This window comes from Hymenobacter sp. H14-R3, from assembly GCF_030063445.1.
GTDB lineage: Bacteria > Bacteroidota > Bacteroidia > Cytophagales > Hymenobacteraceae > Hymenobacter.
This window is the reverse complement of record NZ_JASITD010000008.1, coordinates 73,652-88,147: the sequence shown is the minus strand read 5'-3', so window position 1 is coordinate 88,147 and position 14,496 is coordinate 73,652. Positions and strand designations below refer to the sequence as shown.

Below are 14,496 nucleotides of genomic sequence, written 5' to 3'. Positions count from 1 at the left end.
TGCGCTTGTTTTTTACCTTTTACTTCGCTTGTATGCACGCTCCTGATTCCTTGCCCACGCCGGCTGGCCGGCCCACGGCGGGCCTGCTCAGCGCCGTCGTCATCGTGGCGTCGCTGGGTTATTTTGTCGATATCTACGACCTGGTGCTGTTCAGCATTATTCGGGTTAAAAGCCTGAATGGCTTAGGGATAACCGACCCCGCCGCCGTAACCGACCAGGGCCTGTACCTGCTGAGTATGCAGATGTGGGGCATGCTGCTGGGCGGCATTTTGTGGGGCGTACTGGGCGATAAGCGCGGGCGGCTGTCGGTGCTGTTTGGCTCCATTCTGCTCTATTCGCTGGCCAATATTGCCAACGGCTTCGTGCAAACGGTGCCGCAGTATGCCTGGCTGCGCCTGATTGCGGGCGTGGGCCTGGCCGGCGAGCTGGGCGCGGGCATCACGCTGGTGGCCGAGAGCCTGCCCAAGGAAAAGCGCGGCTACGGCACCATGATTGTGGCCTCGGTGGGCGTGAGCGGGGCCATGGTGGCCTACCTGGTGGGGCAGCAGTTTGGCTGGCGCAATGCCTATTTTATCGGTGGCGGGCTGGGCCTGGGGCTGCTGGCGCTGCGGGCCAGCGTGTTCGAGTCGGGCATGTTTGAGCAAACCAAGCGCGCCGACGTGGCCCGCGGCAACTTCCTGAGCCTATTCACCAACGGCCCCCGGTTTTATAAGTACCTGCGCTGCCTGCTGGTGGGCGCGCCGTTCTGGTACCTGGTGGGCATTCTGATTACGCTGGCGCCCGAGTTTGGCCAGCAGTTTGGCCTGCAAGGGCCGGTAACGGGCGGGCTGAGCATTTTTTGGTGCTACTTCGGCCTCACGCTCGGCGACATTACCAGCGGTAGCGTGAGCCAGCTCATCAAGAGCCGCAACCGCACGCTGCAAATTTTTATTGCCGCCACGGCCCTCATGGTGGGCGTGTACCTGTTTGGGCTGCACGGGGCCACGCCCACGGCGTTTTATACGGTGTGCTTTTTGGTGGGCTTCGCCGGGGGTTTCTGGGCGCTGTTTGTGACGGTGGCGGCCGAGCAGTTTGGCACCAACCTGCGCTCCACGGTGGCCACCACGGCCCCCAATTTTGCGCGCGGAGCCACGGTGCTCATCGCGCCCACCTACCAGGCCCTCAAGGCGCAGCCGGCGCTGGGCATGGTGGGGGCCGCCGCCCTCATTGGGGCGGTGCTGCTGGGCCTGGCCTTTTTCAGCGCCAGCACCCTGCCCGAAACCTACGCCAAGGACCTCGACTACGTGGAGTAGCCCGGCCCGCCGCCCGCTTGCCCAGGGGCAACCTCCGTTGGGGGCTGCCCCTTTTTATGCGCCTAACTGGGGATGAGTAGGTTAGGAAAAAGGATTTATCGCTAAACTGATATAGGTTTGCTCATTTACTATCGTTGGGCTGGCCGTGTTTTTGAAACGAGGCTGGCGGAGCACAAAACGACTAAAATCATTGAGTTGGCTTTGTAGTGAATAGTATCTGCTGTAGCAAGGGGCCAGCTAGTGGTTGAAAAACTTTGGCCCGTACTTCCACTTTTTTGTGGTTAGCTAGCTGATTATCAGTTTTAAACACTATAAATAGCTCGCAGGCCCGAAAGCTATAAAAAGTTAGCAAAACGACCACGCCCCCACACCAACTACCCGCCCGGCAATGCTACTTAGCCGAACCAAACTGCGGCGAGGTGCTCTTTGCCGCGCACTACTCGCCACCTCTTCCCACCATTCCTTTCTTCTTTATGCGAACTAATCGCTACACGTTGGCCCTCAGTGGGTTGTTGCTGGCCGGCGCGGGGTCGGCGTTTGGGCAGGTAGCCCCGCCCGCCACGGGCACGTCGCCGCCGCCGGCTGCGCCGGCCGCGCCGCCTACCCCGGTAGCCCCCGCCAAATCGGCCGCCTACGGGCCGGGCATGAAGGTCAACCTCTCGCCCGACGGCTCCAAGTACCTGCGCTTCCTGCTCTGGACGCAGGTATACGCCCGCTACAACGAGAACAACACCAACACGCTACGCGGTCCCAACAACCCCAAATCGAGCCAGCTCGACTTTGGCCTGCGCCGCTCGCGCATGGTGATAATGGCTCAGCTCAGCCCCCGGTTTCTGGTGTACACGCACCTGGGCATCAATAACCAGAACGCGGTGAGCGGCGGCGTATCGCCGGGAGTTGATGGCAAGAAGCCGCAGTTCTTCATTCACGAAGCCGTGACGGAGTACAAGGTCAACAAATACCTCAACCTGGGGGCGGGCCTGCACTACTACAACGGCATTTCGCGCCTCACCAACGCCAGCACTACGAGCATCCTGACGATGGATTTGCCGCTCACCAACTTCCCCACCATCGACGCCATCGACCAGTTTGCGCGCTGGATTGGGGTGTATGCCAAGGGCCGGGTTGGTAAGTTCGACTACCGCTTGTCGATGAGCGACCCCTTTCTCACCAACCTGCCCACCAACCCCAACTACGTGGTGGGCGGCGTGCAAACCGGCAACCCGCTGGGCTTGGGCGTGAACTCGACTGTGGGCGGCGTAACCACCAACCGCGGTACCAACGCCGCGCAGTACAACCCCCAAAACGACGGGCACGTGTACCAGGGCTACTTCACCTACAACTTCCTGGAGCCCGAGGCCAACCTGCTGCCCTACACGCAAGGTACTTACTTGGGTACCAAGCGGGTATTGAGCATTGGGGCGGGCTTTATGTACAATCAGAACGGTATGTACTCGCGCGCTACCAATAGCGCGGTGAACTTGGCCAGCCTCACGCCGGGCTCCGACCTCTACGCCGCCGTGCCCACCGATAAGCACGATATCAAGCTCTTCGGGGCCGATGTGTTCTACGATGCGCCGCTCGACACGGCCTCGCGCACGGCCCTCACCTTCTACGGCGTGTACTATAACTACAACTTCGGGCCAAACTACGTGCGCTTTGTGGGGGCCGAAAACCCCGGCTACGGCGGCGTGGCCACCCGCGGCAACGCCGTGCCGCAGTCGGGCACCGGCGGGTCGGTGTATGGGCAGCTGGGCTTCCTTATGCCGAAGAACACGCTGGGCAAAAAGGTGCGCCTCCAGCCCTACGTGGCCTACCTGCACAGCAACTACGAGGGCCTGCGCACCTCCGATGGCAACATCAAGGGGGTGAACGTGTACGACCTCGGAGCCAACGTGCTCATCGACGGCCACAACGCCAAGGTGACGCTCAACTACCGCGCCCGCCCCGATTTCACCAGCATCAACGACGTGAAATACCGCCCCGAAGTGACGCTGCAAACGCAGGTGTTCTTGTAAGGATTGTCACTGCTATTACGCAGCTGAGCCGTTCTGCCGGGCGCCTCATCCCCTAGCCCCCTCTCCGAAAAGGAGAGGGGGAACCACTACTGATTTTTAGATAGTTAAGATTAGAAGCTAGTTCTTTCTCTCTTTTTCGGAGAGGGGGCTAGGGGGTGAGGCGCCCGGCAGAACGACCCGACTGCGTAACAGCAGTTAGTTACAGAACACCACTCATTGAGCGAACTAAATTCTATTTCCCACCCATCCCTTATGAATCCAACCCCCACCTCCGCCTACGCGGCCGACCTGGATGCGCCGGCCGAGCACGACAACAACCAGGTCGATTCCAAAACCATCTGGCAGGTCATCACGGCCTCCTCGGTGGGCACGGTCATCGAGTGGTACGACTTCTACATTTTTGGCTCGCTGGCGGCCATTATCGGGCCGGTGCTGTTTGGGCAGTCCGGCGACCTTACCAAGTCGTTGCTGGGGGCGCTGGCCATCTTTGGGGCGGGCTTCGTGGTGCGGCCGTTCGGGGCCGTGTTCTTCGGCCGCATCGGCGACATGGTGGGGCGCAAGTACACGTTTCTGGTTACGCTGCTCATCATGGGCGGGGCCACGTTCCTGACGGGCCTCGTGCCGAGCTACGATACCATCGGCGTCGCCGCCCCCATTATCGTCGTGATTCTGCGCTTGTTGCAGGGCCTGGCGCTGGGCGGCGAGTACGGCGGCGCGGCCACCTACGTGGCCGAGTATGCCCCCGATGCCAAGCGCGGCTACTACACCAGCTTTATCCAGATTACGGCCACGGGCGGCCTCATCCTCAGTATTCTGGTGATTGTGATAACCCGCAAAACGATGGGCGAAGTCGCCTTCAAGGAGTGGGGCTGGCGCTTGCCGTTCCTGCTCTCGGGCCTGCTGGTTATTGCCTCGTACTACATCCGCAAGAAGCTGCACGAGTCGCCGCTGTTTGCCAAGGCCAAGGCCAGCGGCACCACCAGCAAAAGCCCGCTGCGCGACTCGTTTGTGAACCCCGTGAACCGCCGCCTGGTGCTCATCGCTTTGTTTGGCGTGACGATGGGCCAGGGGGTTATCTTCTACACCTCGCAGTTTCAGGCGTATTCCTTCATGAATAGTACGCTCAAGCTGGATATTGTGGATTCGAGCACCATTCTGGTCATCGCCATGGTGCTGGCCACGCCGCTGTTCATCTACTTTGGCTCGCTTTCCGACCGCATCGGGCGCAAGCGCATCATTATGACGGGTATGATTTGCGGGGCGCTCTTCACCATTCCGCTCTTCTACGGCATCAAGGCCTACGCCGGGCCGCTCAGCGAAATCACGCCCGCCACCGTGGATGCCGCCGGCAAGGCCGTGCCCGCCGTGATGAAGGCCCTGGCCCCCAACGTGCCCATGATGACGCTGCTCACCTTCCTGCTGGTGCTGTTCGTGACGATGGTGTACGGCCCCATTGCCGCCTACCTCGTCGAGCTGTTCCCGACCAGCGTGCGCTATACGTCGCTTTCGGTGCCGTATCATATTGGTAATGGGGTGTTTGGCGGCTTCGTGCCGCTCATTGCCACCTCCATTGGCGTGTGGGCGGCGGCCGAGCCGGCGGGGTCCTTCGCCAAAGAGCACAGCAGTCTGCTGGGCCTAGTTTACCCGGTGGTCATCGCCCTCATCTGCTTCTTCGTGGGCATGGCGTTGGTGAAAGACAACCGCAACGTGAAGCTGATGGATAGCTAATAACTACTTGAACGCCAGCTAAAAACCCGTCAGGCAGCCCGCCGGGCGGGTTTTTATGTTAGCGCCCCCAGCGCTCATTGCCGCTCCATGAAGCCAAACCCTTCCCCCCCCAACAGCCAGCAGCGGGGCCCGCGCCTACTCTTCGTGGCGGTGCTCTTCGCGGTGCTGCTCAATTACCCGCTGCTGGCCGCGTTTGACCACGACGGCCGCGTGGCCGGCGTGCCAGTGCTCTACCTCTACGTGCTCGTAACATGGCTGCTGCTGATAGCGATAACGGCCTGGCTGGCAAGGTCATCAAGGAGTGAATGAATCAGTTGCGAATGAATCAGTTGCGAACGAGTGATTCTTTGCTTTCGCGCTCAATGTCACGTAGCTGCTCTTATTCGTTCGCAATTGATTCGTTTATTCATAACTAACTCATTGATAAATAATTAACTTCTTAGTAATTCATTCATTCACTCACTCACAATTGAATAAGCTGCTCGTCATCACGTTCTCGTTTGGCTACCTGGCCCTGCTTTTCGGCGTTGCGACGGCCGCCGAGCGGCGGTCGGCGGCGCGCAAGAGCCTGGTGGCCAACCCCTATGTGTATGCCCTGAGCATGGCTGTGTACTGCACGGCCTGGGCGTATTATGGGTCGGTGGGGCGGGCAGCGCACCAGGGGCTGAGTTTCGTGGGTATTTACCTGGGGCCGGGGCTGCTGGCCCCGGCGTGGTGGCTGGTGCTGCGCAAGATAATCAGGGTGTGCCGGCAGCAGCGGCTCACCTCCATTGCCGATTTTATTTCGGCCCGCTACGGCAAAAGTGCTTCGCTGGGCGCGCTGGTTACGGGCGTGTGCGTGCTGGGTGTGGTGCCCTATATTTCGTTGCAAATCAAGGCGATAGCAACGTCGTTTGTGATTCTGACGGGCGGCAGCCAGGGCAGCGGCCCTACGGGGCCGGCGCTGTTTACGGCTGGCATATTGGCGGTGTTCACCATCCTGTTTGGGGTGCGCTCGGTGGAGGCTACCGAGCGCCACGAGGGCGTGGTGCTGGCCGTGGCCCTGGAGAGCCTGGTGAAGCTGCTGGCGTTTTTGCTGCTGGGTGGCTTCGTCACGTTCGGGCTGTTTGGGGGTTTCGCCGACTTGTTCAACCAGGCGGCGGCGGTGCCGGCGCTGCGGCAGCTGTTCACCTTTCGGGGGGCGGGCACCAGCGGGGCCGAGTGGCTCACGCTGCTGGTGCTCAGCATGTCGGCGGTGCTGCTGCTGCCGCGCCAGTTTCAGGTGGCGGTGGTCGAGAACGTGGATGAGAACCACCTGCGCAAGGCCATGTGGCTATTTCCACTCTACCTGCTCATTATCAACGTGTTTGTGTTGCCCATTGCCTTCGGCGGCCTGCTAAAGCTGGGCGGCCGGGGCCTCGACGCCGACACCTTCGTGCTGGCGTTGCCGCTGGCCACCGGGCACTCGTGGCTGGCGCTGCTCACCTACCTGGGCGGGCTCTCGGCGGCCAGCAGCATGATTATTGTCGAAACCATTGCCCTAAGCGTGATGATGAGCAACCACCTGCTCATGCCCGTGCTGGTGCGCCTGCCCACCGCCCGGCCCGAGGCCCAGCGGCGCTGGTTTGCCTACCTGGGCCGGGTGGCCCTCACCAGCCGCCGGCTGGCCGTGCTGCTGGTGCTGGCCCTGGCTTACGGCTACTACGCGGGGGTGGGCCGGCAGCTGCCGCTGGTGAACACCGGCCTGGTGTCGTTTGCGGCGGTGGCGCAGTTTCTGCCCGCCGTGCTGGGCGGCCTCTACTGGAAGGGCGGCACCCGGCGCGGGGCCACGCTGGGCCTGCTGGCGGGGTTCGGCATCTGGTTTTTTACGCTGGTGCTGCCTACGCTAGTGGGGCCGGGCCGCCTGCCCGAAACTATTCTGACCCACGGGGTAGGGGGCTTGGCCTGGCTGCGGCCGGGCGCGCTGCTGGGCCTCGACGGGCTCGACTACCTCTCGCACGGCTTGTTTTGGAGCTGGTTTTTCAACATCGGCCTCTATCTGGGGCTGTCGCTGGCCATGCCACCCACCGCCCTGGAGCTGCGCCAGGCCGATGTATTCGTGGATGTGTTTCGTCGCCGCAGCTTGGCCGAGGAAATTGCCGGCTGGCAGGGCCGCACCCCCCTGCCCGACGTGCGCGCCCTGCTGCTCGGCTTCCTGGGAAAAAAGCGCACCAACCAGGCCCTACGCGCCTTCGCCGAACGCTTCCCCGACGCCTTGCCCGCTGGCAACCACCAGTCAGTAAGTAGCAAGGACCCCGAAAATTCACCCCTTCACTCCTTCACTCCCTCCCCAATTCACCAACTCACTCCTTCACCCCTTCACTCCCTGCCCACCGCCGACCCGCGCCTGCTCACCTACGCCGAAAAGCTGCTGGCCGGCAGCCTCGGCCCGGCCAGTGCGCGGCTGCTGCTGGCGTCGGTGGCGGGGGCCGAAAAAATCAGCTACGACAACGTGGTGGGTATTCTCAAGGAGAGCCAGCAGCTGCTGGAAGCCAACCGCCAGCTGCAAAAGCAGAGCCGCCAGCTGCAACGCCTCACCGACGAGCTGCGCCAAGCCTACCAGCAGCTGCAAGCTCTTGACCAGCAGAAGGATGAGTTTCTCTACACCGTAACGCACGAGCTGCGCACGCCGCTCACCAGCATCCGGGCCTTGGCCGAGATTTTGGCCGATAACCCCGAGCTGGAGGTGGAGGAGCGCGAGCGCTTTCAGCTCACCATTGGCCGCGAGGCCGAGCGCCTTACGCGTCTTATTTCGTTAGTGCTTGATTTAGAGCAGTTTGAAAGTGGGCAGGCCAGCCTCGACCGCACGCCCCTGGTGCTGGCCGACGTGGTGCACGAAGCCGCCGAGGCCGTGGCCCAGCTGGCCCGCGAGCGCGGCACCGAGCTGCGCGTGGAGGTGCCGCCCAACCTGCCACTGCTGCCCGCCGACCGCGACCGCCTCATGCAGGTGCTCATCAACCTGCTCTCCAACGCCATAAAGGCCACGCTGCCCGGCCGCCCCGGCCGCATTGCGGTGCTGGCCTGGCCCGCCGCCGACGCCCTGCTGCTGTGCGTGGAAGACAATGGCAAGGGCATTGCCCTGGCCGAGCAGCACCAGATATTCGACAAGTTTTTTCAGGCCCGCAACCAGCACATGCGCAAGCCCGAAGGCTCGGGCCTGGGCCTGGCCATTACCAAAAAAATAGTGGAGCTGCACCAGGGCCGCATCTGGGTCGAAAGCGCCCCCGAGCAGGGCGCTCGTTTCTTTATCGAGCTGCCGCTAACGGTGCCCGCGCGGGCGGCAGCTCCCTTTATTTCTTCCTTTTCGCTATGAGTGCGCCGGCTATCTTACTGGTTGATGATGAGCCTAATATCGTCATGTCTTTGGAGTTCTTAATGCGCAAGAACGGCTACCAGGTCGGCATTGCCCGCAACGGCACCGAGGCCCTGGCCGCCCTGGCCGAAACGCCCTACGACCTGGTGCTGCTCGACGTGATGATGCCCGACGTGGATGGCTACCAGGTGTGCCGCCAGCTGCGCCTGAACCCAGCCCGCGCCGCCACCAAAGTCATCTTCCTCTCGGCCAAAAGCCAACCCGCCGACGTGCAAAAAGGCTACGAAGCCGGTGCCGACCTCTACGTGCCCAAGCCCTTCAGCACCCGCCAGCTTATGCAAAAAGTGCGCGAGCTTTTGGGAAATGGTGAATGAATGAGTTGTGAATGAGTGAATTGTAAGCAAAATAAAGAATCGCTATTAATTCACTTCACCTCTTACAACTAATAATTCACTCACTCACAACTCACTCATTCACAACTAATAATTCACTCACTTTCTCATTTACCGTATGTCCGCCATTCGCACCCGTAATCTCGAAGAATACCAGGCTGATTACCAGCATTCTGTGGATGACCCCGATGCTTTTTGGGCCGCCGTGGCCGAGCCCTTCACCTGGCGCAAGAAGTGGGATACCGTGCGCGGCGGCGAGTTTTCGCCGGCCGGCACCAGCACCTGGTACGCCGGGGCCACGCTCAACGTCACCGAGAATTGCCTCGACCGCCACCTGGAGCAGCGGGCCAACAAGCTGGCCATCATCTTTGAGCCCAACGACCCCAAAACCCGCCACCTGCGCCTCACCTACCGCGAGCTGCACGTGCAGGTGTGCCAGTTTGCCAACGTGCTGAAAAAGAACGGGGTGCAGAAGGGCGACCGCGTGGTGCTCTACCTGCCCATGATACCGCTGCTGGCCATTGCGGTGCTGGCCTGCGCCCGCATCGGGGCCGTGCACGGGGTCATATTTGCCGGTTTTTCGGCCATCGCCATCGCCGACCGCGTCAACGACGCCCAGGCTACCTGCGTGCTTACCTCCGACGGCCTCAACCGCGGGGCCAAGCAGATTCCGGTCAAAAGCGTGGTGGACGAAGCCCTGGTCAACTGCCCCAGCGTGCAGCGCGTGCTTGTGGTGGAGCATACTGGCTGGCCCGTCGATATGCAGGATGGCCGCGACGTGTGGTACCACGACGAAGTGAAGGACGTGGAAAAGGACTGCCCCGCCGAGCCCATGGCCGCCGAAGACCCCCTTTTCATCCTCTACACCAGCGGCAGCACCGGCAAGCCCAAGGGCGTGGTGCACAGCCAGGCCGGCTACATGGTGTGGGCCGATTACACATTCCGCAACGTGTTTCAGATAGAGGAAAACGATGTGTTCTGGTGCACCGCCGACATTGGCTGGGTTACGGGCCACACCTACGGCCTCTATGGCCCGCTGCTGGCCGGCGGCACCACGCTGCTGTTTGAGGGCGTGCCCACGTTCCCATCGGCTGGCCGATTTTGGGAAGTAATTGATAAGCATCACGTTACGGTTTTTTATACCGCGCCCACGGCTATCCGTTCGCTCATGGCCACGCCGCTGGATAACGTGCTGAGCTACTCGCTCAGCAGCCTGCGCGTGCTGGGCTCGGTGGGTGAGCCCATCAACGAGGAGGCCTGGCACTGGTACCACCAGCACGTGGGCAAGGGCCGCTGCCCCCTGGTAGACACCTGGTGGCAAACCGAAACCGGCGGCATCATGCTTTCGGCCATGGCCGGCATCACGCCCAGCGTGCCCGCCCGCGCCGGCCTGCCGCTGCCCGGTGTGCAGCCCGTGCTGCTCAATCAGGACGGCACCGAGATTGAGGGCAACAACCAGGAGGGCTACTTGGCCATTAAGGCCAGCTGGCCCGGGGTAATCCGCACTACCTGGGGCGACCACGAGCGCGCCCAACAAACGTATTTTCAGCCCTATCCCGGCTACTATTTCACCGGCGACGGCGCCCGGCGCGACGAAAACGGCCTCTACCGCATTATTGGCCGCGTCGATGACGTGATTAACGTGAGTGGCCACCGCTTCGGCACCGCCGAAATCGAAAACGCCATCAACCAGAGCGACTACGTGGTGGAAAGCGCCGTGGTGGGCTACCCCCACGATGTAAAAGGCCAGGGCATCTACGCCTACGTCATCTGCCGCGCCGGCGTGCCCACCACCGACCTCGAAGTGCAAGTGGCCGAAGCCAGCATCATTGAAGCCGTGGTAGCCGCCATTGGCCGCATTGCCAAGCCCGATAAAATACAGCTGGTGAGCGGCTTACCTAAAACCCGCTCGGGCAAAATCATGCGCCGTATTCTGCGTAAAGTAGCCGAGGGCGAAACCACCAACCTCGGCGACGTAACTACCCTGCTCGACCCGCTCATCGTGGACGAGATTTTGGTGGGGCGGAAGTAAGTCAGCAATTTAAATTATGTTATATTTGGATAAAAGCCCCGCGCCAGCAATGGCGTGGGGCTTTTAAGTGGTAAAGAAGTTCGTCCTGCTGCCGTTGCTGGCGTTATCTCCGCCCATTAGTTAAGCCATGACAGCCAACGCATTACTTGCTGAGCTTACAGAAAGCTTTCAACACGAGCTTTTTCCCGGCGATAAGCACATCGTTGCTAATAATGAGCCGGGCTACGATTTTGAGTCGCTGCAAATCAGGGATTCTTTCAAGGAGTATACCTGGCAAACATTACCCGCCGCTTTGATGCGCTATGAGCAAGATAGCTTTTTCTTGCTCAGCCCCGCCGGCTTTAAGTACTACCTGCCGGCTTATCTGTGCTATGCCGTGCGCGCATACACTGAGGCCACCAGCATTCCCGACAGCCTCATCTTCGCCCTCACGCTGCCCGCCGAAGTAGCGGAAGTGCTGGCGGCGCACCCAGGCACACCCCCGCAGCTAGGCGAAGGTGTGCCTGAGATTAAGTGGGAAAATTACCCGGCCGCACTGCAGCGCCAAGCGCACTACCACCTCAGCCGCTACCAACAGTTTAATGCCACGCAGGGCCGCGCCCTCTATCACTTCCTGGCCTACATGCGGGCCGAGCACGGCAGCGAATACTGGCGAGATGAGCCGGAAATAGCCATTGCGCGGTACTGGGGCCGGTTTGCCTAGCGAAGATGGAGGCAGGTAGCCGCCGGGTACCCAGCGCTATTCCGCCGCGGGCAGCACCGTGCCGCGCACCTCGCCCAGCCCAATGCGCACGCCCTCCCGCTCGGCATAGCCGCGCAAAATCACCGTGTCGCCGTCGCGCAGGAAGCCCAGCTGTAAGCCGCCGGGCAGGTTGAGCGGCTGGGTACCGCGCTGCGTCATTTCCAGCAGCGAGCCCAGTGCGCCGGGCGTGGGGCCGCTGATGGTGCCCGAGGCGTAGATATCGCCTGCGTCGAGGGGGCAGCCGTTGCTGGCGTGGTGGGTCAGCTGCTGGGCCATGCTCCAGTAGAGGTGGCGCGTGTTGGAATGGCTGATTACCAGCGGCTCCGTCGTGGCCCCGGCCGGCTGAATCAATACGTCGAGCTGAATATCAAAGTGCTGATTATCAGTATTTTGCAAATAGGTGAGGGGCTGCGGCGCCTGCGCCGGGCCAGCCACCCGGAAAGGTTCCAGCGCGTCGAGCGTCACCACCCAGGGCGACACGCTGCTGGCGAAGTTCTTGCCCAAAAATGGCCCCAGCGGCTGGTATTCCCAGCTTTGAATATCGCGGGCGCTCCAGTCATTGAACAGCACGAGCCCGAAAATGTGGTCCTCGGCCTGCGCCAGCGGTACGGTATTGCCCTGCGCCGTGCCCTGGCCCACAATAAAGGCCATTTCCAGCTCAAAATCAAGCTGTTGGGTGGGGCCAAAAACCGGCTCGTCCTGGCCGGCGGGCCGGTACTGGCCCTGCGGCCGCTTAATGCTGGTGCCACTCACCACGATGGAATTGGCGCGGCCGTGGTAGGCAATTGGCAGGTGCCGCCAGTTGGGCAGCAGCGGGTTATCGGGCCGAAACATAACGCCCACATTCATAGCGTGTTCCAGGCTGCTGTAAAAATCGACGTAGCTGGTGGGCTTCACGGGGCGTAGCAGGGTCACGTCGCGCTGGCGCAGCAGGCAAGTGCTGATGGCCAGCTCGTTGTCGCGCAGGGAGGGGTTGTCGTGGCGCAGCAGCTCGCTCACGCGCTCGCGCACGGCCTGCCACGCCGGCCGGCCCAACCGCAAAAACGCGTTGAGCGAGCGCCGCCGAAACACCTTGGGCATGGCCGCGCCCAGCGCCGGCACGTCGTCGCCAATGGCCTCAAAGTAGCCCAGCTGCGCGCAAGCGTACAGGTCGAGGGCGTAGCCACCGATGGCCACTGCCAAGCGCGGCCCCCACTCGGGCACCTCCATCACCCCAAACGGCAGGTTCTGAATCGGAAAATCGTCGGTGGGCCGGATATCAATCCAAGAGCGCAGGCTGGGGTCGTTGGCGGGCGAGGCGGGCATAGGTCGGAAAGGCGGGGTATGGGAAGGCAAAAATAAAAATCGTCTGTCGAGCTGGATTTACGAAACAGCTTATCGCGTCAGAACGGGTCGTTCGGCGGGGATAAGCTGCTTCGTAAACTCAGCATAACAGACGATTACGCAAGTACTTGCTACGGAATGGGCGCGCCTAGCGGGCCTCCACGGCCGTGATTTCGGGCACGGCTTTGCGCACCGAGTCTTCGAGGCCGGCGCGCGTCATCGGCGACATGGGGCAGGCGCCGCAGGCACCTTCCCACTCCAGCTTCAGCACGCCTTCGGGGGTGATTTCGGCCACGCGCACGTTGCCGCCATCGGTGGCCAGGTAGGGCCGCAGGGTGTCAAGAGCTTGCTCAACGCGGGACAAAACAGAATCCATAGTTTTGATAATGAGGAATGAAGAAGGAGGGGCTAGGAAGTAGGGGGGAAGCAGTTGCAACAGCAATTCTTCCTTTCTCCTTCCTAACGCTTCATTTCAACGATAGTAGTCTTGGGCGCAACGTTGTTGCGGATACTTATCTGGCGGGCCAGGTTCTCGGCCAGCTGGCGGAATGTGTCAGCTGCTGGCGAATTTACGTCGGCCAGCACGGCGGGGAGGCCGGCGTCGCCGGCTTCGCGCACGGCCTGAATCAGCGGCAGCTGCCCTAGCAAGGGCACCTCGTGCTTATCAGCTAAACGCTGCCCACCACCTTCACCAAATATAAAGTACTTGCTGTCAGGTAGTTCGGCGGGCGTAAACCAAGCCATATTTTCGATAATACCCAGCACCGGCACGTTGATTTGGGGCTGGCGAAACATTTGCAGGCCCTTCTGCGCATCCATGAGCGCTACCGGCTGCGGAGTGGTCACGATGATGGCCCCGGTCACGGGTACGGTCTGCACCATGGTGAGGTGAATGTCGGAAGTGCCGGGCGGCAGGTCGAGCAGCAGGTAGTCCAGGTCGCCCCATTCTACTTCCGTAATAAATTGCTTGAGCGCCGACGAGGCCATGGGCCCGCGCCACACAATGGCGTTTTCGCCGGGGGCCAGGAAGCCAATGCTCATCAGCTTCACCCCGTACTGCACGATGGGCTGAATAAAGTTCTTGCCGTTTTCGCCCTGAAACACGTGCGGCCGGGCGTCTTCCACGCCGAACATAGTGGGCATGCTGGGCCCCGAAATATCGGCGTCGATGAGGCCCACCTTGGCCCCCGTGGCAGCCAGGGCCACGGCCAGGTTGGCGGCCACCGTGCTCTTGCCCACGCCACCCTTGCCCGAGGCAATGGCGATGATATTCTTCACGCCGGGCAAAATAGTGTTGTTGCTGCGCATGGTAGTCACGCGCGAAGTCATCATGATAACTACCTCAGCCTCTTTGTCAACCATCGTGTGCACGGCCCGCTCGCAGGCATCGTGGATGAGCTGCTTGAGCGGGCAGGCGGGCGTAGTGAGCACCACCGTGAACGACACCACGCGGCCTTCGACCCGGATGTCTTCCACCATGTTGAGGGTAATCAAATCCTGGCCCAGGTCGGGCTCTTCCACGAAGCTCAAAGCGTGGCGAACGGCGTCTATTGTTATCTCAGGCATAGGCAAATGCGCCGCAACGGGCGTAGCTGCAAAGATAACCCGCCGGGCGGGGTGGGGGTTTCAAATGGGGCA

At 61.6% G+C, this 14,496-nt stretch carries 11 protein-coding genes; 8 read left to right on the top strand and 3 right to left on the bottom strand.

Annotated features, from left to right (window positions below; all coding sequences use genetic code 11):
- Nucleotides 1-32 precede the first annotated feature (32 nt).
- The 8 genes from QMK33_RS09550 to QMK33_RS09515 all read left to right on the top strand — a co-directional run bounded on the left by QMK33_RS09550 (nt 33) and on the right by QMK33_RS09515 (nt 11,496).
- Entirely contained in the window at nt 33-1,292 is a 1,260-nt protein-coding gene (locus QMK33_RS09550; protein WP_283564352.1) for an MFS transporter, read from the top strand.
- A gap of 473 nt (nt 1,293-1,765) precedes the next feature.
- Nucleotides 1,766-3,310, top strand: coding sequence for a hypothetical protein (locus QMK33_RS09545; protein WP_283564351.1), 1,545 nt, complete (start codon nt 1,766-1,768; stop codon nt 3,308-3,310).
- A 252-nt stretch (nt 3,311-3,562) separates the two neighbouring features.
- The gene (locus QMK33_RS09540) at nt 3,563-5,038 is read left to right on the top strand and encodes an MFS transporter (RefSeq protein ID WP_283564350.1); all 1,476 of its coding nucleotides are present in this window, start codon (nt 3,563-3,565) and stop codon (nt 5,036-5,038) included.
- An 87-nt stretch (nt 5,039-5,125) separates the two neighbouring features.
- Nucleotides 5,126-5,347 (top strand): hypothetical protein, encoded by a 222-nt coding sequence (locus tag QMK33_RS09535; protein ID WP_283564349.1) that lies wholly within the window; start codon nt 5,126-5,128, stop codon nt 5,345-5,347.
- Nucleotides 5,348-5,507: 160 nt separating this feature from the next.
- Nucleotides 5,508-8,369 carry a sensor histidine kinase gene (locus QMK33_RS09530; RefSeq protein ID WP_283564348.1) on the top strand — a complete coding sequence of 954 codons (2,862 nt, stop codon included), beginning with the start codon at nt 5,508-5,510 and terminating at the stop codon, nt 8,367-8,369.
- A complete protein-coding gene (locus QMK33_RS09525) occupies nt 8,366-8,743 on the top strand; it encodes a response regulator transcription factor (protein WP_283564347.1) in 378 nt (125 codons plus the stop codon). Before QMK33_RS09530 ends, QMK33_RS09525 begins: the two co-directional genes overlap by 4 nt.
- A gap of 136 nt (nt 8,744-8,879) precedes the next feature.
- Nucleotides 8,880-10,793, top strand: coding sequence for an acetate--CoA ligase (gene acs, locus QMK33_RS09520; RefSeq protein WP_283564346.1), 1,914 nt, complete (start codon nt 8,880-8,882; stop codon nt 10,791-10,793).
- Nucleotides 10,794-10,920: 127 nt separating this feature from the next.
- A complete protein-coding gene (locus QMK33_RS09515) occupies nt 10,921-11,496 on the top strand; it encodes a DUF6714 family protein (protein WP_283564345.1) in 576 nt (191 codons plus the stop codon).
- Nucleotides 11,497-11,532: 36 nt separating this feature from the next.
- Here QMK33_RS09515 and fahA read toward each other — a convergent pair whose 3' ends face one another.
- The 3 genes from fahA to QMK33_RS09500 all read right to left on the bottom strand — a co-directional run bounded on the left by fahA (nt 11,533) and on the right by QMK33_RS09500 (nt 14,424).
- The gene (gene fahA, locus QMK33_RS09510) at nt 11,533-12,870 is read right to left on the bottom strand and encodes a fumarylacetoacetase (RefSeq protein WP_349361718.1); all 1,338 of its coding nucleotides are present in this window, start codon (nt 12,868-12,870) and stop codon (nt 11,533-11,535) included.
- Between the two features lie 136 nt (nt 12,871-13,006).
- Complete coding sequence (locus QMK33_RS09505; protein WP_283564344.1) at nt 13,007-13,234, bottom strand: NifU family protein; 228 nt, start codon at nt 13,232-13,234, stop codon at nt 13,007-13,009.
- Between the two features lie 83 nt (nt 13,235-13,317).
- Nucleotides 13,318-14,424: an Mrp/NBP35 family ATP-binding protein gene (locus QMK33_RS09500; RefSeq protein ID WP_283564343.1), complete on the bottom strand. Its 1,107-nt coding sequence runs from the start codon at nt 14,422-14,424 to the stop codon at nt 13,318-13,320.
- Nucleotides 14,425-14,496: the final 72 nt, after the last annotated feature.